Annotated in this window: 23 protein-coding genes; 10 read left to right on the top strand and 13 right to left on the bottom strand. The window is 45.9% G+C overall.

The features are described 5' to 3' along the window. Positions 1–247: 247 nt before the first annotated feature. The 6 genes from SCJ97_03295 to SCJ97_03270 all read left to right on the top strand — a co-directional run bounded on the left by SCJ97_03295 (position 248) and on the right by SCJ97_03270 (position 7,193). The gene (locus SCJ97_03295; GenBank protein ID MDW7739072.1) at positions 248–835 is read left to right on the top strand and encodes a TetR/AcrR family transcriptional regulator; all 588 of its coding nucleotides are present in this window, start codon (positions 248–250) and stop codon (positions 833–835) included. Between the two features lie 67 nt (positions 836–902). Next, positions 903–2,081, top strand: coding sequence for a saccharopine dehydrogenase NADP-binding domain-containing protein (locus SCJ97_03290; GenBank protein MDW7739071.1), 1,179 nt, complete (start codon positions 903–905; stop codon positions 2,079–2,081). 75 nt (positions 2,082–2,156) lie between these two features. Further along, the gene (locus tag SCJ97_03285) at positions 2,157–2,651 is read left to right on the top strand and encodes a hypothetical protein (protein ID MDW7739070.1); all 495 of its coding nucleotides are present in this window, start codon (positions 2,157–2,159) and stop codon (positions 2,649–2,651) included. 33 nt (positions 2,652–2,684) lie between these two features. Beyond that, positions 2,685–4,565 (top strand): aldehyde ferredoxin oxidoreductase family protein, encoded by a 1,881-nt coding sequence (locus SCJ97_03280; GenBank protein ID MDW7739069.1) that lies wholly within the window; start codon positions 2,685–2,687, stop codon positions 4,563–4,565. Further along, positions 4,565–6,250, top strand: a complete 1,686-nt coding sequence (locus tag SCJ97_03275) for an AMP-binding protein (GenBank protein ID MDW7739068.1) — start codon at positions 4,565–4,567, stop codon at positions 6,248–6,250. Before SCJ97_03280 ends, SCJ97_03275 begins: the two co-directional genes overlap by 1 nt. 25 nt (positions 6,251–6,275) lie before the next feature. Beyond that, positions 6,276–7,193, top strand: coding sequence for an amidohydrolase family protein (locus SCJ97_03270; protein MDW7739067.1), 918 nt, complete (start codon positions 6,276–6,278; stop codon positions 7,191–7,193). 137 nt (positions 7,194–7,330) lie between these two features. On the opposite strand, the gene SCJ97_03265 is transcribed toward SCJ97_03270, so the two are convergent. Beyond that, positions 7,331–7,891, bottom strand: coding sequence for a hypothetical protein (locus SCJ97_03265; GenBank protein ID MDW7739066.1), 561 nt, complete (start codon positions 7,889–7,891; stop codon positions 7,331–7,333). A 51-nt stretch (positions 7,892–7,942) separates the two neighbouring features. On the opposite strand from SCJ97_03265, the gene SCJ97_03260 reads away from it, so the two are divergent. Further along, positions 7,943–8,269 carry a type II toxin-antitoxin system VapC family toxin gene (locus SCJ97_03260; protein ID MDW7739065.1) on the top strand — a complete coding sequence of 109 codons (327 nt, stop codon included), beginning with the start codon at positions 7,943–7,945 and terminating at the stop codon, positions 8,267–8,269. A 60-nt stretch (positions 8,270–8,329) separates the two neighbouring features. Then, a complete protein-coding gene (locus SCJ97_03255) occupies positions 8,330–9,676 on the top strand; it encodes an aspartate aminotransferase family protein (GenBank protein MDW7739064.1) in 1,347 nt (448 codons plus the stop codon). 180 nt (positions 9,677–9,856) lie between these two features. Here the strand turns inward: SCJ97_03255 and SCJ97_03250 are convergent, their stop codons facing one another. From SCJ97_03250 to SCJ97_03235, 4 genes are all read right to left on the bottom strand, one after another. Further along, the gene (locus SCJ97_03250; GenBank protein ID MDW7739063.1) at positions 9,857–10,753 is read right to left on the bottom strand and encodes a VOC family protein; all 897 of its coding nucleotides are present in this window, start codon (positions 10,751–10,753) and stop codon (positions 9,857–9,859) included. Positions 10,754–10,833: 80 nt separating this feature from the next. Beyond that, on the bottom strand, positions 10,834–11,796 hold the full coding sequence (locus SCJ97_03245) for a hypothetical protein (protein MDW7739062.1): 963 nt from the start codon (positions 11,794–11,796) through the stop codon (positions 10,834–10,836). Positions 11,797–11,844: 48 nt separating this feature from the next. After that, positions 11,845–12,387 (bottom strand): DUF2812 domain-containing protein, encoded by a 543-nt coding sequence (locus SCJ97_03240; GenBank protein ID MDW7739061.1) that lies wholly within the window; start codon positions 12,385–12,387, stop codon positions 11,845–11,847. Then, a complete protein-coding gene (locus SCJ97_03235) occupies positions 12,384–12,704 on the bottom strand; it encodes a helix-turn-helix transcriptional regulator (protein ID MDW7739060.1) in 321 nt (106 codons plus the stop codon). The genes SCJ97_03240 and SCJ97_03235 overlap by 4 nt, the downstream gene beginning before the upstream one ends. A 161-nt stretch (positions 12,705–12,865) precedes the next feature. Here SCJ97_03235 and SCJ97_03230 point away from each other — a divergent pair, with 161 nt between their 5' ends. Then, positions 12,866–13,747 carry an alpha/beta hydrolase gene (locus tag SCJ97_03230; GenBank protein MDW7739059.1) on the top strand — a complete coding sequence of 294 codons (882 nt, stop codon included), beginning with the start codon at positions 12,866–12,868 and terminating at the stop codon, positions 13,745–13,747. On the opposite strand, the gene SCJ97_03225 is transcribed toward SCJ97_03230, so the two are convergent. The 7 genes from SCJ97_03225 to SCJ97_03195 form a co-directional block, all read right to left on the bottom strand. Continuing rightward, positions 13,720–14,346: a DUF3267 domain-containing protein gene (locus SCJ97_03225; protein MDW7739058.1), complete on the bottom strand. Its 627-nt coding sequence runs from the start codon at positions 14,344–14,346 to the stop codon at positions 13,720–13,722. The genes SCJ97_03230 and SCJ97_03225 overlap by 28 nt on opposite strands. Positions 14,347–14,453: 107 nt before the next feature. Further along, entirely contained in the window at positions 14,454–15,503 is a 1,050-nt protein-coding gene (locus SCJ97_03220) for an ABC transporter permease (GenBank protein MDW7739057.1), read from the bottom strand. After that, positions 15,500–16,744 carry an ABC transporter permease gene (locus tag SCJ97_03215; protein ID MDW7739056.1) on the bottom strand — a complete coding sequence of 415 codons (1,245 nt, stop codon included), beginning with the start codon at positions 16,742–16,744 and terminating at the stop codon, positions 15,500–15,502. Before SCJ97_03215 ends, SCJ97_03220 begins: the two co-directional genes overlap by 4 nt. Then, positions 16,741–17,982 carry an ATP-binding cassette domain-containing protein gene (locus SCJ97_03210; GenBank protein ID MDW7739055.1) on the bottom strand — a complete coding sequence of 414 codons (1,242 nt, stop codon included), beginning with the start codon at positions 17,980–17,982 and terminating at the stop codon, positions 16,741–16,743. The genes SCJ97_03215 and SCJ97_03210 overlap by 4 nt, the downstream gene beginning before the upstream one ends. 110 nt (positions 17,983–18,092) lie before the next feature. Then, entirely contained in the window at positions 18,093–18,215 is a 123-nt protein-coding gene (locus SCJ97_03205; GenBank protein MDW7739054.1) for a hypothetical protein, read from the bottom strand. Positions 18,216–18,282: 67 nt separating this feature from the next. Then, a complete protein-coding gene (locus SCJ97_03200) occupies positions 18,283–18,633 on the bottom strand; it encodes a transcriptional regulator (protein ID MDW7739053.1) in 351 nt (116 codons plus the stop codon). Positions 18,634–18,645: 12 nt separating this feature from the next. Further along, positions 18,646–19,317: a hypothetical protein gene (locus SCJ97_03195; protein ID MDW7739052.1), complete on the bottom strand. Its 672-nt coding sequence runs from the start codon at positions 19,315–19,317 to the stop codon at positions 18,646–18,648. Positions 19,318–19,654: 337 nt separating this feature from the next. Here SCJ97_03195 and SCJ97_03190 point away from each other — a divergent pair, with 337 nt between their 5' ends. Next, the gene (locus SCJ97_03190; protein MDW7739051.1) at positions 19,655–19,960 is read left to right on the top strand and encodes a coiled coil domain-containing protein; all 306 of its coding nucleotides are present in this window, start codon (positions 19,655–19,657) and stop codon (positions 19,958–19,960) included. Positions 19,961–19,987: 27 nt separating this feature from the next. Here the strand turns inward: SCJ97_03190 and SCJ97_03185 are convergent, their stop codons facing one another. Further along, a complete protein-coding gene (locus SCJ97_03185; protein ID MDW7739050.1) occupies positions 19,988–21,136 on the bottom strand; it encodes a class I SAM-dependent RNA methyltransferase in 1,149 nt (382 codons plus the stop codon). Positions 21,137–21,150: the final 14 nt, after the last annotated feature.

The raw sequence follows: 21,150 nt of genomic DNA, 5'->3' as shown, positions 1-21,150 counted from the left end.
AACTCTGATTAGTGATATTATTAGGTTGTATAACCAAACTAACTATGCCACCCTAACCAACCCACTACCCACACCACCATCCTAACCAACCCACTACCCACACCACCATCCTAACCAAGGAGGTGACCTCAACAGACCCACCAACCCAGCCCCGAAAAGGAGGGATTCGCTGCTTGCCCGGAACCTCAAAGCATAATATAATCAAGGTGGTTTGATTGGTTGACTAAACAAAGCTGAGAGGTAACAAATGGGCAGAAAAAGCAACGCCGGTAAAAGACAGGAAGAGATCATCTGGGCACTCTATGACTGCCTGGCTGAAAGCGGACATGAAAAAGTTACGGTCAAGGAAATTGCCCGGAAGGCCAATCTGGCCCCGGGTGTAATCCACTACTACTTCCGCAGTAAAGATGAGATTGTGGCCAGCCTGGCCAATGCCATTGTTGATAAGTACAGCAGTATGCTGGTTGAAAAAATCGAAGCGGCCAGTTCTGTTGAAGAGAAAATTGCTTTCGCTATAGACTACATCGTTGATACCCTGGTTTTTAATCCCCCGCTGAACCGTGTATTCTACAACCTGTTGCAGATGGCCTACGAGAGAGAAGAACTGAATGATGTTGTTCGCGAGATGTTCAGAAACTACCGTATGCTGCTCGTAAGAATATTTGAAGAAGCCAATGCCGGAAGGGAAAGCAAGCTGCTGGGCGGGGCGCTTGTAGCCATCACCGAAGGATTTTCCGTTCAGCTGATGGTTGACCCCGAGGCTTTCAAACCTAATGAAATACGTTTGCTGATTACCCACGCTATAAAAGATCGTTTGGCTGACAGTGAAATATAGGAGTTTATCTTTTTTTAAGCTATATTAGGTTGGTTGACCAATTTAATTTAAGGGAAGAGGGATAAGCATGAAGAAAGTTATCGCTTTAGGTGGAGCAGGCCATATTGGCGCTTGCGGAGTACGTGAATTGGTTAAAAGAGCCCCCGATGTAGAAGTGATCATTGCTGACTTTAACCTGGATGCGGCCCAGGAACTGGTCAAGGAAGTGGGCGGCAAGACCAGCGCTGTCAAGGTGGACGTGCGTGATAGTAAAGCTCTGGTAAACCTGATGAAAGATGCCGATGCTGTGATGAGCTTTGTCGGTCCATATTACCTGCTGGCCGAGCCGATTATCAAGGCGGCCATCGAGGCTAAAACCCCGCTGGTCGATATCTGCGATGACGGGGATGTAACCCTGGCCATGCTGGAACGCAGCAAGGAAGCAGAAAAAGCGGGTATACCGATCATCATGGGGCTGGGCGCAACGCCCGGTATTACGAACATGATGGCCTTGAGAGGTTCAGAGATGCTTGACCAGGCTACCGATATCGACACATCCTGGGCCTGGACTGCCCTTGATCCGAAGATGACCGGTCCGGCAATCGTTGACCACTATTTCCATGCTGTAACAGGCGATATAGTGACCTTCAGGGACGGCGACTGGGTGAAGATTCCGGCCATGTCAGTGAAGCGGACCCTGGAGTTTTCAGATCCGGTGGGTGTTCTGGAGGCCAGCGAAGTGGGCCATCCCGAACCGGCAACCATTCCGAAGTATATCAAGGGTGTTAAGAATGTTAGCAACAATGGGGTGGTCTGGCCCCAGCGCTTTACCGATATAGCCATGTTCATGAAAGAGATCGGTCTGGCCGATCAAACAATGATGAAGGTTCTGGATAAAGAGGTGAAAGCCCGCGATGTTGCCACCTCGATTATTTTAGCCCTGCCGGAACTGAATACCGACATGGTGGAAGATATGATCCTGGAGACGATGAACCGCTACGGTGAGTTCGGTATAGAAGGGGTCTGTTTGAGAGTGGATGTAAAAGGCGAAAAGGATGGAGCACAGACTCAGTATTCATACCGTTGCGGTGGTGCGGCCGACCTGCTCACTGCTTTGCCGGCAGTGCTGGGCACACTGATGATTGTCAACGGTGATGTCAAAAAAACAGGGGTACTGGCGCCGGAAGGAGTTATTCCCCAGGAAATTTTCTTCGACCTGCTGACCAAGAGTGTGCCGGTGGAAGAGATCGCTTCACAGTACATTTAAAAATGATGTTAATCCGGGAGCACCCGGTTAAAGCAGACAGGTGCTCCCGCCAATATTATTGAGGAGGTTTGATCGATGAAGACCTATCAGTACTGTACGCCCGAGTGGCTTGAAGATAGCGGGAAGTATTACTATGAGAACCCTGAATTTGAGGAGCTGCTTCAGAAGGTGTCCTGGAAGATGTGTTTCCGGGTTAAGGCCGATCAGTCCTGGGGTATTGACGAGGATATTATTTTCGGTACCTTTTTTGACCAGGGCAAGCTGACCAGGATTGGCTTTTTTACCGAGGAGGAAGCGCTTGCCGAGGCAGATTTCCTGCTTGCGGCAACTCCGCAGAACTGGAAGAGCATTTTGACCAAGAAGAGCAGGTTTACTCCTGATTTCATGTCGGGTAAGGTGGTGCTGGAGCACGGTGACAAGGTCAAGGTTGTGACTATTGCCCCGTATGCCAATACGATAGTCAATGCTTTAACTCCATACCCGGTAGTCTATCCCGATGATATGACTGGGCAAGAAGTGGAAGAGTACCGGGAGAATATGAAAAGATTCAGGGCTGAACTTGGTGTCTGACGGCAGCCTGAATAATAACGGGGAGGGTAAGCGATGACATATGGATATACAGGGAAGTTACTAAGGGTTAATTTAAGCGATGGAAGGATTACGGAAGAAGTGACCAGGGAAGACTGGGCCCGCCAATTTATCGGAGGCGCCGGCCTGGCTACCCGTTACCTTTTTGATGAGGTGCCGAAGGGAGTGGATCCCTTAGGACCGGAGAACAAGCTGATCTTCATGACCGGACCGCTTACCGGGACCAGGTCGGCCAGCGCCAGTCGCTATTCGGTGGTAACTAAATCACCGCAGACCGGTATCTGGGGTCACGCCAATTCAGGAGGTTCTTTCGGACCGGCCCTGAAGCAGGCCGGATTCGACGGAATTATTCTCGAGGGAGCAGCAGAAAGGCCGGTCTACCTGGCTATAAATGAAGGGGAAGCTGTACTGAAAAGCGCTGAAGGGCTCTGGGGCAGGACGGTCAGTGAAACGGAAGAAATGATCAAAGCTGAACATCCAGGCCGCTGGCATGTGGCGGCAATTGGGCCTGCCGGTGAGAATATGGTCCGCTACGCGGCGATCATCAACGAAAAACACCGGGCGGCCGGGCGCTGCGGGGTCGGTGCGGTGTTGGGTTCTAAAAAGCTGAAAGCGGTGGCCTGTTCAGGCCGGAGGCCGGTTGAACTGGCTCAGCCTGAACAGTTCAAACAGTCGGCCAAGCAGCAGCTTGACTTCATCAATGAATCGATCCTGAAGATCGGCTTCGAGAGCTACGGGACGAATATGATCTCCGATATGGTGAACGTCCGCGGCGGATACCCGACCCACAACTGGCAGGGCGGGGTATTTGAAGGGATCGATGAAGTGGGTGGACAGGCCTTATCGGAAAAAGTGCTGGTCAAGGGTGTTTCCTGCTTTGCCTGCCCCATTGCCTGCGGCCGGGGAACGGAGATAAAGGAAGGCAAATACAAGGGGCATAAAGGGGAAGGACCGGAATATGAGAGTGTCAATACCCTGGGAGCCCAGTGCGGCATTGATAATATGAATACGATCACAATGGCCAACTATCTCTGTAATGACCTGGGGCTGGATACGATCAGCGCCGGGTCTTCGATAGCCTTTGCCATGGAGTGCCAGGAGAAGGGGTTGTTGCCACCTGACAGGGCAGATGGTTATAAGCCTGAGTTCGGCGATGGCGAAGCTCTGATCGAACTGCTGGATATGATCGCCCACCGGCGAGGACTGGGTGACCTGCTGGCCGAGGGGACAAGACGGATGTCTGAAATAATCGGTGGTGGTTCAGAGGCTTTTGCCATGCATGTGAAAGGCCTGGAGATGCCGGCCTACGATCCGAGAGCGGCGAAAATCTGCGGGCTCGGCTATGTAACAGCCAACCGGGGAGGTGACCATATCACCGGCTTTATCGAGGCGCCTGCCTTCGTCGATATGCCCATTTTGCTGGTGCCGGAAAGCCAGATTGAAGACCCCTTTAACCCCAGACCTGAAGAGGCGAAGATCCTGGTTGATCTTGAAAATGCTCTGACCATGTTCGATTGCATCGGCGCCTGCAAGTTTATGGCCCTGCTGCTGCAGGCCCAGGATTATCTTGACCTGATCAACAACGGACTGGGCTGGGAAATGGACGAAGAAGGTTTCCGCCTGGCCGGAGACCGGATCTACAACCTGATGCGGCTTTACTGTATCCGTGAAGGGATAGACCGTGAAGCGGATACCCTGCCGGAAAGACTGCTCAGCGAACCGCTGCAGCAGGGACCGTCGAAAGGGATGGTTATTGATAAGCCGCTGCTTGAGTCTCTAAAAAACAGCTATTACGACTACCGGGGCTGGGATCAGGAGAAGGGTTATCCCACGGAGGAGAAACTGATGGAACTCGGTTTGAGTGAGCTTGCTGCCGGTCTGGGGGAGGTATGCTGATGAGTTATGCCGATAAACCCTGGCTCGACAGCTATATGATGGGGCCGTACAAGCTCGACAGATCTTTAAAACCCTATCCGGAAGTTCCGCTCTTTTCAGCACTGGATAATGCGGCGGAAAAGTATCCGCGGCAGACGGCTATTCTTTTTCAAGAACGGGAGTTAAGGTATAAAGAGCTGAAAGAACAGGTTGACCGGCTGGCTGCGGGGCTGGCCGGGATGGGTGTAAATAAGGGCGATAGAGTCTGCATCTACCTGCCCAACTGTCCGGAATTCATCATTGCTGAATGGGCTATTTTGAAGTGCGGTGGCGTGATCGTTCCGGTAAGCATTTTACGGACCGGAACCGGCCTGCGGCATGAGATTGAAAGCTCGGGCAGCCGGGTGATCTTCTGCCGGGAAGATAAGCTGGAAAAGGTGCTGGAGCTGAAAGAAAAGGGACTGATTGAACAGGTCGTGATTTCAGCGAAAAGCGGCTATGATCTGGAATTTGCGAAAGGCCCCCTGCCGCCGGGAGTACATGACTTCCGCAAGGTTTTGCAGGATAATGATCCAATTGCACCTGCAGTTGAGATTAACCCCAGAGAAGATCTGGCGATTTTAGCCTTCACCGGTGGGGCGACAGGAGTGCCCAAGGGAGTAATGCTCACCCACTTCAACCGCTACAGCAACTTAAGGCAGGGGTTTCCCTGGATCATGAAACCGATGATCAAGGGAATCGCCGGTAAGGCCTCTTTCTTTTTACCTGTCCCGCTCTTTCATGCTTACGGGCAGTATATTGCCCAGTCGGCAGTAAACCTTGGACTGCGCATTATATTAATGCCTGATCCGCGGGATAGCGAGGCGATAGTTGAGCATATCCGCAAGTACAGGCCGCTTATGATTCCAGCCGTTCCGACCCAGCTGATGAGAATCGCTGAAGCAAAAGTGGGCAGGCTTAACGCCATACCGATGAGCGGGGCAGCGCCGCTGCCCGATGAGGTTTCGGAGAAGGTCAAGAAGGAAATCGGTTCGCCTGTATCGGAAGGTTACGGCCTGACTGAAACCGGACCGCTGACCCATTTCAACATAACTCCTTTTTCGAAGATTACCGGTTTTATGGGTAAAGAGAAGAAGGGGTTGGGAGTGCCGGCGCCTGATACCGACTGTAAACTTGTTGACCCGGAAAGCAGGAAAGAGGTGCCTTTTGGCGAAACAGGAGAAATCGTCGTGCGCGGACCTCAGGTAATGAAGGGCTACTGGCCCGATCCGGGGTCGGGGTTGGACCAGGATGGCTGGCTGCATACCGGCGACATCGGCTTCATGGATGAAGACGGGTTTTTCCATCTGAGCGACAGGATCAAGGATATGGTAAATGTATCGGGAAACAAGGTCTACACCACGGAAGTTGACGAGGTGCTCTTCCGCCATCCCGATGTACTGATGGCGGCGGCATTCGGGGTTCCCGATCCGGACAACCCCGGCAGCGAGAGGGTAATGGCTGTTATCCAGCTTAAAGAAGGTGGAGAACACCGGGTTGAAGCGGCGGAACTACAGCAGTACTGTCGTGAACACCTGCCCCCGTACGCGGTGCCGAAGCAGATCAAGTTTGTAAAGGAGATACCCCTGACCGTTACCGAAAAGGTTTTCAAAAAATCCCTGCGAGATGAAGCAATCGCCGAAATGTCAGGGGGACGGGGTTGTTGACAACATTTTGCGAGGAGGAGTTAATTTGATCATTGATGTTCATACCCATTTGGGAGATATCCTCTATCCCGGCGGTGGAAAGTTGATTTATGAAAAAGGTGCCAAGAAAAAGGTTACACTTGATCTAATTTCAGTCGCAGAAGCGGGACTCTACAAAACCAATGCGGTTATGGAGTGGGCTTTAGAAAACCTTTTCGAAAACCAGATTACCAAAGCCTGCCGGGCTAGAAACATGACAGCTACTTTGGAAAACATGAGAAATTCCATGGATGAAGCGGGAGTGGTGAAGAATGTATGTCTGCCCATCGCCCCGAACCTGGTTTTCGAAGACTTGCGTCAGGCTTCAGAAGTTGATGCAGGGATTATTCCTTTTACTACAGTTGATTTTGCCAATGATCAAGATATTGAAGCAACGTTGAGGATAGACGTGGAGAAGGGCGCGAAGGGCTTGAAACTTCATCCGATTATTCAGAAAGAGCCTTTAAACAGTAAGAAGACTTTTGAAGCGGTTGAAGCTTTTGCTCAATTCAACCTGCCGGTTCTCTTCCACAGCGGTGTTCAATCCTATTATCTCGGTGAGGAGAAAGTTACGGTGCAGGATCCTTCCTACGGAGAACTTCATTATGCCCGGGAGCTGGTAGCGGCCTTCCCGAAAGTATCTTTCATAGCAGGCCATGCCGGTTTGTTTCAGTACAAGGATACCATGGAACTGTTGGGTGAGTTCAAAAACGTATATGTGGATACTTCGTTTCAGGCTCCTGAAAGGGTTAAGGAATTGGTAAGCGTATTCGGTCGGGAGAGGGTAATGTACGGGTCAGACTGGCCCTGGGGCAGCCGGGTTGCCGCTATGAATGCGACTAAGAAAGCCTGCAATGGGGATAAGAGCCTGGAGAAACTGATTTTTTCGAAGAATGCGCAGCAGCTGCTAAAGCTTGAAGATTAAAATAATTGATGGTAAAACTATTAGCAAATAAGAGGACCGGGTATATCTTTCAACCCCGGTCCTTTGTTTTGGTCGGTCATTGCATACCTAAGCCAGATAATAAAGGGCAACCAGGATGGCAATGATATAGTTGTTTATCAAGATAGTAATATACAGCCAAGCCATATAGCCCAAATCGGGTAGCTTATTCCCGTGACAAAACTGCCAAGATAAAATAGTGAAGACTTAAAACCACCTTTTAAGAAACCTATTACCGTTAGAATAAAGCCGAATCCGGCAGTAATACCGATCCAGCCAAGTGTATTTGGTATCAAAAATTCCCTGGAAGCAATCAAGCATACAATAATAAGCCATATCCCGATTGCGGTACCGGCGGGTATATATTTACGAGATTGGTTAAAGGTTATTCTTTTTAAAACCAGTAAACTCTGCCCATAGGCCGAAAAAAGCATCCCACATAGGCCAATTAAAAGTGCAATTGTACTAATAACACGAGATACTGGTAGCAAGATTGAAAAAAAATAAAATGCCAGGGGTATCATAAAGATTACTTGGATTATACTTGACAAGTCATTCAAAGGCCCAAATAATCCTCCCTTTTTTGCAAAAAGAATCCCGGTTATAAGGGTTATAATAGTTGCCGTGGCGCTAAGATATGCAGAAAAACCGTATAATAGAATAAGAAAATCTGGTTCCATTTATATTACCTTCCTTAAAACCAGCCTATTTTATATATATCATATTTTTAAATTACTAGGCTGTTAGCACCGGACTTGTTAATAGCTGAAGTTGGAAATGTTCTTTGGAAAAAAACACGGTATCACGAAATTAACAGTGATGATGCCAGGGCAATAATCCATGCCATTACTGTTCATTGCCCTTTGACAATAATACCTGCGATAGATTTGATGCCGGCAGCTTTAGATATTGCATTAAATATGGGGCTGACAGTTTATGATAGCCTTTACCTGGCATTGACAATAGCCGCGAAAGCAATCCTGATTACAGCAGATAGTGAGTTAGTTAAACTGGCAGCAAAATCCCCTTTCTCTGAACAAACTGTCTTACTGCAATAAATATGTCTTTATTATAAAATAAAGATAATTAATAATGTGGGAGGAAGTGAAGATCCGATCATGTATTCGAAAAAGCTTCCGGAATTGTTAAGTAGAGAAAGGAAAATGTTTATCGAAAAACATCCCCGCTCTCAAAAGCTGTTCGAAGAGGCTAAAAAGAATCTGCTTGGCGGCGTGCCGATGAATTGGATGGTTAAATGGGCCGGCGATTTTCCTATATTTGTTGACAAAGCCAAGGGGGCGCATTTTTCTGATGTTGATGGCCACCGCTACCTGGATCTCTGCCTGGGTGATACGGGAGCGATGACCGGACATGCACCGGATGCTGTTCTTGAGACAATTATCGAGAGGATGAAAAATGGGACAACCCTGATGCTGCCCACTGAAGATTCCATATACGTTGGAGCAGAACTGCAGAAACGGTTCGGTCTGCCTTACTGGCAGTTTGCCTTAACTGCTACCGATGCCAACCGCTTTTCGATCAGGTTGGCCCGGCATATTACCGGTCGTAAAAAAATCCTGGTTTTTAACTGGTGCTATCACGGAACGGTTGATGAAAGCTTTATCACCCTTTATCCGAATGGAGAATCAAAAGCGAGGCAGGGAAACTTGGGCCCGCCGGTTGATCCTTCTGTGACTACCAGGGTAGTTGAATTCAACGATCTGCCTGCGTTGGAAAAAGCCCTTGCTGAGGAAGATGTGGCCTGTGTGCTGGCCGAACCGGTGATGACCAACATCGGCATAATCCACCCGCAGCCGGGTTATCATCAGGCTCTTCGGGAGCTGACCAGGAAAACGGGAACGCTCCTGATCATTGATGAAACACATACGATCTGTGCCGGTCCGGGAGGTTACACAGCACTGCATGGCCTTGAACCGGATATCCTGACCATCGGCAAACCGATTGCAAGCGGTATTCCGGCTGCAGTTTACGGTTTTTCCGAAACGGTTGCGGATATGATCCAGGACATGATTGAAGTTGAAGATTGCGATACCGGTGGTATTGGCGGAACCCTGGCCGGTAATGCCCTATCTATAGCCGCTATGAGGGTTACCCTTGAGAAAGTGCTGACTAAAGAAGCCTATGATATTACCATTCCGCTGGCCGATCGCTTCACAGAGGGTGTAAATGAAGTAATCAGAGAATTTGACCTGCCCTGGAATGTAACAAGTCTGGGCTGTCGTACCGAATACTGGTTTAGGCGTGAACCGGCTCAGAACGGCCAGGAAGCTGCGGCAGCAGTTGATACTGAGTTGGATCGATACATGCATCTTGCCGCCTTGAACAGGGGTATCCTGATGACTCCATTCCATAACATGGCCCTGATTTCCCCGCAGACCACTAATGAAGATATCGATATGCATACCGCTGTTTTCAGGGAGATTGTTTGTAACTTAGTTGATTGATCAATAGAAATATATTATTCAGATGCCTGTTCTGAATTTTAGGATTCTTCCACCTGTATTGCAAGAAGTCCTGTTTTCATGATCGCGTGTGTCAAGGGGACGGGGTACTTGACACTTTTTTCGAGATGAAAATCATGATTCATCTGAACCATAAACAGTCAGCTTCGCTCCGAAATGTTTTCATTTCTGATAAGCTCTTTCAAGAGCGGCCAGATCTAGCTTTTTCATCTGAAGAAAGACCTTCATAACCCTGAGGGATTTTTCGGGATCAGGGTCCCTTAATAGTTTATTAAGCTGCTGGGGGATGATTTGCCAGGAAACTCCGAACTTATCCTTTAACCATCCGCATTGTTCTGCTTCCGGATCAGCCGACATGCTGTTCCAGAAGTAGTCTATCTCTTCCTGCGTTTCGCAGTTGACTAAAAACGAGACGGCCTCTGTGAAGGTGAATTCGTGATCAATCGCACTTTCCATGGCTGCGAATTTTTGACCGGCCAGGGTGAAGCTGGCATAGTTTATCGTTCCTTCTTCATTAGGTGCCATGCCGGCACCGTAGCGGGAGATCTCTTCGATTCTTGCGTTCTCAAAGAGAGTTGTATAAAAATTGATTGCTTCTTCTGCTTTGCCGCTCTGGCTGCCAACAAAGAGAAGGGAGGGGATAATTTTCTGGGTGGGCAGTTGGTTTAAAATTAATTGCCAGGAGACACCGAATTTGTCCTCGATCCAACCGTATTTTTCACTGAAGTTATAATGGTCCAGTGGCATCAGCACCTTGCCGTACTCAGAAAGCGTACCCCAGAGCCGGTCAATTTCTTCTTTGGTTTGACAGTTTACAAAGAACGATATAGCCGGAGTTATTGAAAAATCGGGACCGCCATTGATTACAACAAATTCCTGGTTTTCAAGAGTAAAATCGATTGTCAGGATGCTTCCGACAGGTTTACCGGCCACCTCGGAACTGGCTTCATCGTAGTAATCTGTGTGACCTTTCTTGGAATTATTGAAGAGAGAAACGTAAAAGTCTACTGCCTCTTCAGCCTGATCATCCAGCCAGATGTGAGGAATAATTTTTTGCATGATAATGCTCCTCCTGAAATTCATTTATCAATTTATAAAAAGATACTATCATTATTTATAAAAATTCCAACCTATTAATTTCAGGCCGGGTTCTTCCTGGTAAGCAGACTAAATAGTATCCCGAAAACCAGCAATGCCAGACCAATACCGACAGAGATAAGAGCAAAATAAGTTATTTTATCTGCAGTTAAGGCTATTACTGATTGGACCAAATCTTGAGATATTGGCAGTTCTTCTAAATTCAGTGTATCCTGTCCTAATACAGGCAGGATTCCTTTCAGCATCCAGATGCAGAAGAGAAAGGAGAGACTGGAGAGTAAAACAGCTGAACCGAACCATCTCAAGCCGGCAGCTATTTTGGCCAGCAGGATCATAAAGATCATCATCAAGATTAAGAAAATCGGGGGTAGGTAAGGATAAGCCCGGTAAAACCTGTACTGAGTAAGGGTGCTGCCCCAGTTTGTCGATAAATCTGATTCGGATATTCGATCAGCCAGTTGAATTTCTCCGAAAAGGCCCATTTCCCTGACAATCCGGGCTGCCAGTGCTTCAATTACTGCCGGATGCAGTTCTATCCGACGAACTGTAGACTGTGGCAATACTCTAATCTTCCTATATAATAATTCCCTGAAGCGTATTTCCATTTCTGCAGTATCAATTGCTGCAGTAATGGTTTCTTTTTCTCCCCGGATCACTGAAACATAATCTTTGATAACAAGTAGAATCTGTTCTTCTGCCCAGACCGGGTCAATAGTTTCCCAGTAAGATTCTATAACAAGGGGAAGAATGATTTCATTAAATTCAGGAGTATTAAGTTCTACCTCTTCTAATACAGTTTCTAAACTGTTCTGGATAAGTTCGGGGAAACGGGCAGACATTTCTTCATAAACCCGGGGAACCAGTTCAGTTTCCTGGAATAGTTCATCGTAATAATCTGCATTTAACAAAGTATTATCTGCGCTAAATAAACCCAGATAAGCCCAAACACCAATAAATACTACCAGCCAAAGAAGAATCAGCAGAAAGATTTTAAGCCCACGCATTTTATAATCGCTCCTGTCATTTTTATTTTGAACAAGGCGGTAAAGATGTTATTCTGTAATTGTTGTTTCCTTTTTCAGCTTTCTGATTTTCTTCAGAAGGCTGAATATACCTCTTACCATTAAAAGACCAACTATAAAGTGAATGATCATAAATACCAGGTTAGTAGTATTGCCTGAGGAGACATAGTCTATGAAATTCACTGTAAAGGTGATTACAAATAACGCAGATATTGAGTAGAGAAGAAGTAAAATCCTCCCGTAATGCTTGATCCTGGACTGTCTGTCGGAATATAAATCAAAAGCTCCGTCAGCTCTTTTTTTACAGATATATACCCAACGAAAATACGAGCCAATATGTTCTGCTCCGGTGTCTTCAAGAAATCTTATATACGCTCTGCTTTCAGGATGGGCTGGGAGATGATCTAAAAGTTCGATACGATAGATATATTCACCAGCTTCAGCCTCTTCAAATTCATATCTTATTAAACTTACACTGACCAACTGCAAGCCTTTAGCCGACATCTCATTTAACCATTCTTCTTCTTTTTCATAATCCCAGGCCATAAAAACTTTATATATAGTTTGTCTCATGATTCGGAACCCCCGATTATCATTTCGCCATTCTTGATCAGTTCACGCAGGCGGAATAACTCATTATTTACTGCAACTTTGCCACTTTCAGTTATAATATATTCTTTTTTCCTTGAATTGCTTTTTCCGGGTAGCGCTTTGATCCAACCTCTTTCAAGCAATGTATTTAATGCTCCATAAAGTGTTCCTGCAGCCAGATTTACCCTACCGCTGCTTAACTCAGCTACATTTTGCATTATTCCGTAACCGTGAAGCGGTTTAAAAAGAGAAAGCATGATGTAGAAGACAGCTTCGGTTAATGCAATATTTTCCTGCATAACTTCATCTCCATAACTCGATTGCCGTTATAACATGTGCCGATATATCGTATACCGGTATAAATTATATCGGCAGACGATACAGTTGTCAATAGAAAAGTATAAATAAATTGAAAAAGTTATATAATACTAGATATGAACGGTAGAGAGGTATTATAGGGATGAGAAAAAAGTTCGAAAGACAATTGATCACTCTCGAAGATGGATTACAGGTTAATTACTATTTAGCAGGGGAACAGATTGGTAAGCCGTTAATATTACTACACGGAGGTGGAACCGATCATGCCCTTCTATCCTGGAGAGAAACAATCCCGGTTTTAGCCAATGCCGGATACAGGGTATACGCTCCGGATTATCCAGGCTATGGCGAGAGTCCGCCAGGCAATAAACCGGCTACAATTAAAAACTTAATAGGTTATCTTGACTCTTTCATCGAGTATCTTGAACTGGATCAAGTAACACTAATCGGTCTTTCAATGGGAGGCGCAATAGCTCTTGGATATGCCATTAACAAGCCTTCTAAGGTTTCAAGCCTGGTTCTGATTGGTTCATATGGGATTCAGGATAAAGCACCTTATCATTTTTACAGCTACCTCTATCTTAAAATCCCCGGTTTAAATAATGCCCTTTGGTCAATGATTCGTAATTCGAGGTGGGTAGCCAAGACTAGTATCAAGAGCATTATCCGGAACCCCCGTTCGCGAACCGAAAGTTTAGTTGATGAAGTTCTCGAGGCGATGAAGAATGGATCGTCACATAAGGCATTCAATGAGATGCAGCAAGATGAGATATTATGTAAAAAAATTAAAACAAACTTTACAAATCGTTTACCGGAATTGCAAATGCCTGTACTCATTATCCACGGAACACATGATATCGGCGTGCCAGTAAAATATGCCAGACGAGCGGCGTCATTAATCAGAAATTCCCGACTGGAAGTGATTGAAAACGCCGGGCATTGGATCCAACGTGATTATCCTGAAATTGTAAATAAAATAATACTGGATTTTGTGTGTCAAGGGGGCGGTTCTCCTGACACATAGTAAGATTCAAATCCGTTGTTCACAATCGTGCTGCCCTGCGGAACCTGGACGGCGATTAAAAATGTATTGAGCATGTCCACTGATGATGCCAGGGCATTCAGAAAAACCGTGAATACTATAAGGCTGCTCAGATTTCCGATTAAACCCAGGATCACCGGTAGGATAACTGAAATCAATAGAAATGGTGTAACTGAAATTAATAAAAATCTGCCTTTAGTCAAAGGCTCGGTCGTAAAAACAAACCCACCCCATGGTTTTATCCCGAAATAGGTTTTTTCTGATTTCAGGAAATTTGGTATAAATAGCAGATGAGCTGCTTCGTGAAGAATAATTAATATGTAAGCATATATAATATAGTCAAACCGGATAGTTATTGACCATGACCCGGAAAACATTATTTCCCGGATTGATGCAGCTAATTGATTATCAATAGAGGCGATAATCAAGTAACTGATTAGGGCATTCAAAATCATGAATGGTATGGAAAAAAGTATGGAAAGATATAAATTCGGTGCTTCCTTAATTTTTCGCCACCCATCAGCCAGCAGCGTTTCACTTAGTTTTTGGTCAGTCTGTGGTATTTTTTTGATATATCTCATTTCATATCCTTTCAAAAGGGTGTTTAACATGTGTCAAGGGGACGGTTCTTCTGACACATTTTTTAATAATGAATAACGTGTCAGGAGAACCGTCCCCTTGACACGTTTTATACCATTGCTCTTTTCCTGATAAGCAGCAATAGCGGTATCAGGATCAGGGTAATGGCGATGGCAATTGTAAGTTCAAACCAGACCGAACTTAAGGGTTCACCCATGATAGATACTTCCCAGATGGGGCTGATTATCCAATATAGTGGGAAGATCTTGGCGATCCACTGCGGCCAGTCCGGGAAGATATAAAAGATTACGGGAATAAATAGAAACATTCCGAGGCTTTTGATCAGCGTAAAGAGCATGGTTGCGGTTTTGGAATAGAGTCCGACCAACAGACCGATCATTGATGTAAGCGATGCGGCAACGATAATAACCACTATAACCTCCAAAGGCCGTGGACCGAATGCCCGGTTTAACAGCAAGGTTACTACAGCAAGAAAAGTAGCGAATATAAAACCGAGAAGCCATTTGGCAGCCAGAATTTCATTCAACCTGGCTGAAGTAACCATCATGGCAGTCAGGGTTCCCCGTTCTTTTTCTTCAACAAGACTGGAACTCGGCACCCATATACCGGCCATGACCAGTGCATAGAAGACAATAACCGGGACCAGCCTGATTGATATAGGGAGGCCTGGCTCACCGAAGTATACCATCTGTACATCAACAGGAGGATCTCCTTCTTCCAACTCCCTGATCTGTTCAATAGCCATGACACTGATAATGATCCGGTTAGAAGCAAGGCTTTCTCCGCTAATATAGAAATCGAGCTTCGGTTTTTCGCCGGCTTTAACAGCTTCGTCGAATCCGGCTGTAAGGATCAGTCCGGCATCAAGATCGTGCTGTTCAACCATTTCAATCAGTTCGTCGGTATAATCCAGGATGGAAACCTCAAATCCTTCCAGCTCCTGAACCGCCGTGGTAACAGCCGAATTACCGAAGTCGACAATACCTACCCGTGGTTTCGGTTCAAAGAGAGACCCGAACGTAACCTGAAAAAGAAGGGTTAGGGCAAAGGGCATGATCAGCGCCCAGATAAAAAATGATTTACGCGGCCCAACAGAAAAATCTTTGAATAGGATCTTTAATACTCGATTGATACTCATAGCGTAGCCACCTTCCTTTTCAAGACGAAGAGTCCCGCTGCAAAGATAATCAGGACCCATAAAGCAGCATAGAGCAATGAAGTATACGAATCAGCCCAGGTTGCTCCATGAATGGTTACTTCATAAAGTAGGTTGACTATGGGGTAACTGGGAAGAGCCCTGACCCAAGTTGCTACCGAACCAGGAAAGAGGACGGCAAATGAAGGGATCATTAAGGGAATGATAAAGAGCATGCTGAACATCAGTTGTCCGATAAAATCTTTTCCTGCCGCACCAACAAGCATGGCAACTGCTGTAAAGAGCAGCGAACCGAGGAATATTGTTAATAAAAGCAGCGGCCAATTTTCAGCAGTAAAAGCCCTGACGAATATTAGAACGATCAATCCCTGGCTCATGGCCAGGGCCATCCCGAAAATTGTTTTGGCTGTCAGAAAGTGCCAGACCCGCATTGGTGTGACCAGAAGGGCAGTAACGGTGCGCTGCAGAACTTCGTTGGAGATCAACGAAGCCAGGGCAAATGTTTCCATCATCAGGATAAAGAAGGCAATCAGTGGTCTCATTTTTGTTCTTGTTGAGATCTGGGCACCCAGGCGGTCCTGCCCTAAAATGATCATTTCTTCATCGGGAAGTTCGACCGGCAATTCATGTCCGGCCAGCTGGTAAGCCATCTCGCGAATAAATCCCTGCATGGCTCCCCTGATTTCATCGGGGACAGCCGCGTCGGCAAAAACGGTAACTGTTGGTCTTACTCCCACAACCACATCACCAAAGAAGGTAGGGGGAAATGACATACCGATGTCCAACCTGATTCTTTTCGAATTCTCGGGCTTTTTTTGTTCTCCGTCAGGATCATGAATAACAAACCGACCCTGCTCTGTCTTGTAAACTTCCAGGTCCTGCGTAATTGCTTTTTTCAGTTGATCTTCGTTTTCAAACTCGACCAGCATCAGGCCTTCTTCTTCGAAGGCTGCTTCAAGATCGTCAAATTGTTCGAGGAGTTGCTCCGGGATTCCGGCAGCCAGCAAAACATCCCTTCCTTCGCTGAATAATTCAGAGAGTGGAGGGGTTATGGCAAAGGTAATATCTTCTTCTACAGTGTCAGGCACTATCCAGAAAATGGCGACAAAGAAGACTAGGCTAATAATGGTCAGGAAGAGGTAAATGGTATTCCTGCTGTACACCTTGAGATCCTTTTTGAGTATGGCCAGAAGAAGCTTGCTTCCTGAAATTTGTGATTTCATCCCACCAGCCCCCTACCGGTAAGCTTGATAAAGATCGCTTCCAGGGTTGCTTCTTCCGTATGGATAGTCATAAGGTCAGGTGAAGCAGCCAGAGTGCTTAACCTGGATGATGATTGTTCACCATCCAGGGGAAGGTTTTCCTCTCTTACCTCGTTACCGTCGCGTAGGCGGACTTTTACCGATCTTTTGCCGTGCTTCAGTTTTAAACTCTCAGCAGTATCGAGGGCGACAATTTCTCCTTCATTGATGAAGGCTACCCGGTCTGAGAGCTCGTCGGCTTCATGCATATTGTGAGTTGTTAATAAAACGGCTGCTCCCCGGTCGGCTTCTTCCTTGATAGTTTTTCTTATGGCTGCTGCTGTAACCGGATCAAGGCCATCTGTCGGTTCGTCAAGGAACAGGACTTTTGGCTTGTTGATAAAAGCCCGGGCGATCATCAGTCGTTGGCGCATCCCTTTCGAATAGTTCGATACGCGATCTTTGGCGCGATCGGCAAGCCCTACCCGGCGTAGTGCTCCCAGCGAGTCGGGGTTGCGGATACCGAAGAGGGAGGCAAAAAAGTCCAGGTTCTCAAGGGCGGTCATCTCCAGATAGAGGTTTTTCTCTTCGAAAGAGACACCGATCTGTGATTGAATAACCGGATCATCCCTCCCGATATCGCGACCCAGTATTTGGGCGGCGCCTCCTTTAAGCTCAAGTTGGCCGGTCAATACCTTGATCGTTGTCGACTTACCAGCTCCATTGGGGCCTAGAAAGCCGAGAATTTCTCCCGGATAGACTTTGAAACTGATATCTTTTACAGCCTGTAGACTGCCATACCAGTGGCTTAGATTCTGAACGTTAATTGCTGGGGTGTCAGTTCTTGCTTTAATTCCAGCGGTCTGCTCAGGCAAAGGCTCTTTGGTTTCGTCAAAAGGCTTGAAGACCTCTTCGAAGGACTTAACAAAGCTGCCGTTTTCCCACAGTCCTTTAAGGACTTTACCGTCCGGTTTACTGTAGATTCCGTAACCGTGTCTTTTACCTTCAACCAGTTCTCCCTTGTAAATTCCGCCGCCGGCGTAGAATACTGTTCCCCTGCCGTGAGGTTTTCCTTCTTTCCAATCACCGTCATATCTTGTACCGTCAGGCAGCGCCAGTCTGCCCTGTCCGTGAGGGATGTTATCTCTAAGCTGCCCGGCATATTTGCCGCCCATCCATGGGATACTTTGTTTTTCCGGGGTCTTTTCGAATTCAACCACCAATAATCACCAGCCTTCATCTGGGCTAATTTAAATAACTTATTACCAGCCCTATCTTATCAGGAAACATTCATGAAAAACAAATTACTGTGCTCATTTCTTATTGTTTTCTAATAATCGTCATCCGGTTCTTCTTTTTTAGGTTTTAAGAAAAGCATTTTCCACACTTTGATTTTCAGCGGTAAAATAATTGCTATTGCGACAACAATTAATACCCATCCCCACCACGGCATTTCGTTCGCCTCCTCTCAGTTAATATTTTCACTCTCGACCAAATCTATGCGGAGATTGTTTCACCATCTATACATTATCCTGTTCTGGTGGAGGCATTGCCTCCTTTAAGCGATCGATCATCTTTTCCAGTTCCTGCAGGTATTCCTTTAAAGCTTCCATTCCAGACAGAGTCAGTGAAACCGAAGTAAGCGGCCGGTTATCTTTAAATGATTTGATAATGGATATGTAGCCTGCTTCTTCCAGCCTTTTCAACTGAACTGAAAGATTACCCGCAGTTAAACCTAATTTTTCATTAAGCTCTCTAAACGGTACATTTTGACCTCCCGCAGCCAGGTAGCTGATTATCTGGAGGCGGGCTGGTTCGTGGATTAACCGGTCAAGATCAGGTTTATTATCTTTTTTTCTGCTTTTGCTCATTGTGATTACCTCTTAAGATTTATGCCCGGGTAGATCCAGATAGAGCAGCAGGGATGAAATGATAAATCCTGCTGAAAATGTGAAACCAAGAACGGCCATGGGATGAATTATTTCAGCAGTGAAGAGTGATAAAAGACCCGTTGCGATCAGCCACATGCTTAACAGATTATATTCCTTTAGAGAAAAGATGGGGCTGGTTGAGAGAAACATCAGTCCCGAAAGGATCGAAAGGGTTGGAATAATATAGCTTGTCAGGTCTTTGCTGCAGAGGAAGATGGTTACTAGAATTATGACCAGTATATTGGGGATCATTAACAAGAGCAAGCGGGGAGTGTAGATTTCCGAGAATAACTTGTCCAGGTTAATGTCATTGCGAATACCCCTGGCGCTTTTCAGGAAGTTACCAATCTTAAGAAACCCGACTAAACAGCAAGCCAGCCCGATTAAAATGTAGAGGGCAATTCTGATTCCGAGTGGAACTGCTCCAAAGGATTCGTAGTATTCACCCAGGTAGTATGATACAACAGCAAAAAAGGCTATGATTAGTCCCGCAATGAGTGTAACGCTTCTAACTGCTTTCCGGATATCAATAAAATTGAATATACTGTCGCTTTTGATGATGGCTTCCTTGATCAACTGCAGGTCAGCAATAACTTCTTTCAGTTCCTGAGGTTTATTATCCACTTGACTCACCCTTTTAACTTTATATTATAAACCTATTTACTATATAATATATTTTATGAAATTAGTCAATAGTTTTTTATAAAATATTTTTATAAAATAATTGAAGGGAAAAATTTTTACTGTGGAAAGCTAAATAGGCAATATTATGAAGATGAATTAAGGGATTCATGGAATAACTGGAAAGCTATACTGACTCTGAAAGCACTATTATTTCTGGATGCATTCGGGCGTATTGAAAAATAAAATTTATCAAAAATGCTATATAATTAACTCAGAAGCGTGAAGATTGTTTAATGTTTTGGGAGAATAGCTAAATTACATAATAGAGGTGAGAATTGTGGAAGACAAAGATAGCTATCGCAAATATCTGCAAAAGCAGTTGGAAGGCTGGGTTGAAGAGGTTAAAGATTTGAAAAAGAAGGCTGGAGCAGCGGGGGCTGAAGCTTTCAAAAACATGCCTGAGCAGATTAAGGTTTTGGAAAAAAAGATTGAAGAAGGCACTCAGAAATTGAAAGAGTTGGCCGAGACCAATGAAGAGTCATGGGAATCTTTAAAGGATGGTTTTGAATCTGCCTGGAAGTCACTGTCGGCAGGTTTCAAAGAGGCTGCGGATAAGTTTAAGTGGGAAAAAGATGAGGATTAAAAAAATCAGCATTAAGGGTGACATAATTTAACCCTCTTTATTTTTTGTTGCAGGTTCTGGACCAAAATACTGGTAATACTGGACCTTAATATTGCCGTGGTAAAGTTTGCGCCTTTTTGAGGCTTTCTTTCCGAAAGCCCTTTCAAAATCTTCATATGCCGTGATAATATACCAGGACCATGTATCGAGAGTTTTAAAGGATTTGCCCATTTCTCGATAAAGTTTTTCAATTTCTTTTATATCCCCCAAACGTTCTCCATACGGCGGGTTACAGATAAGCTTGCCGTATTTCTTTTTTGAACTTAATTCAGCAAGCGGTCTGACCTGGAAGTGTATAGAATCTTCTACTCCAGCTTTTGCGGCATTCCGACGGGCAGTTTTAATGGCTTCACTGCTGATGTCCGTGCCGCTGATATCGAGCTTTTGTGAATAATTGGCCAGATCATGGGTTTCCTTGCGGGCATTACGCCAGAGATCCCGTGGTATATTCGGCCATTCTTCGGAAGCGAAAGTCCGGTTCATTCCCGGAGCAATATTTTGTCCGATCAGGGCAGCTTCAATCGGAATAGTTCCAGATCCACACAAAGGGTCAATAAGCGTTCTATCCGGTTCCCAGCGAGAGATCAGCACCAGGGCGGCTGCCAAAGTTTCCCTCAGTGGTGCACCGCTGCCACTCAGGCGGTAACCGCGCTTATGCAGCCCGGCGCCGCTGGTATCGATTGTCAGGGTGGCTGTATCTTTAAGGAGAGCCACCTCGATACGGTAAAGCGGGCCGTCTTCTTTAAACCACTCTGTCTGGTAATTCTTTTTCATGCTTTCCACTACCGCTTTTTTGACAATTGCCTGGCAGTCAGAAATGCTGAAGAGAGTTGATTTGACTGATTTGCCATCAACAGGAAAATTTGCCTTTGCCGGGAGTATGTCAGGCCAGGGCAGGGCCTTGGTTTTTTCAAAAAGTTCATCAAAAGTTGTAGCTTTGAATTCACCAACTTTAAGCCGGATCCGGTCTGCTGTGCGTAGCCATAAATTAGTGCGGCAGATTGCATTCTCATCTGCTGTAAAGGTGACCTTTCCGTTTTCCACAGTCACCTGCTTATAACCCAGGGCTTTTACCTCTTTGGCAACCAGGGCTTCAAGTCCAAAGGTTGATGTGGCGATTAATTCAAGTTGAGCCATAATATCTCTCCCTA

Source organism: Bacillota bacterium (genome assembly GCA_033549065.1).
GTDB lineage: Bacteria > Bacillota > Dethiobacteria > DTU022 > DTU022 > JAWSUE01.
This window is presented reverse-complemented; position numbering and strand designations above follow the sequence as displayed.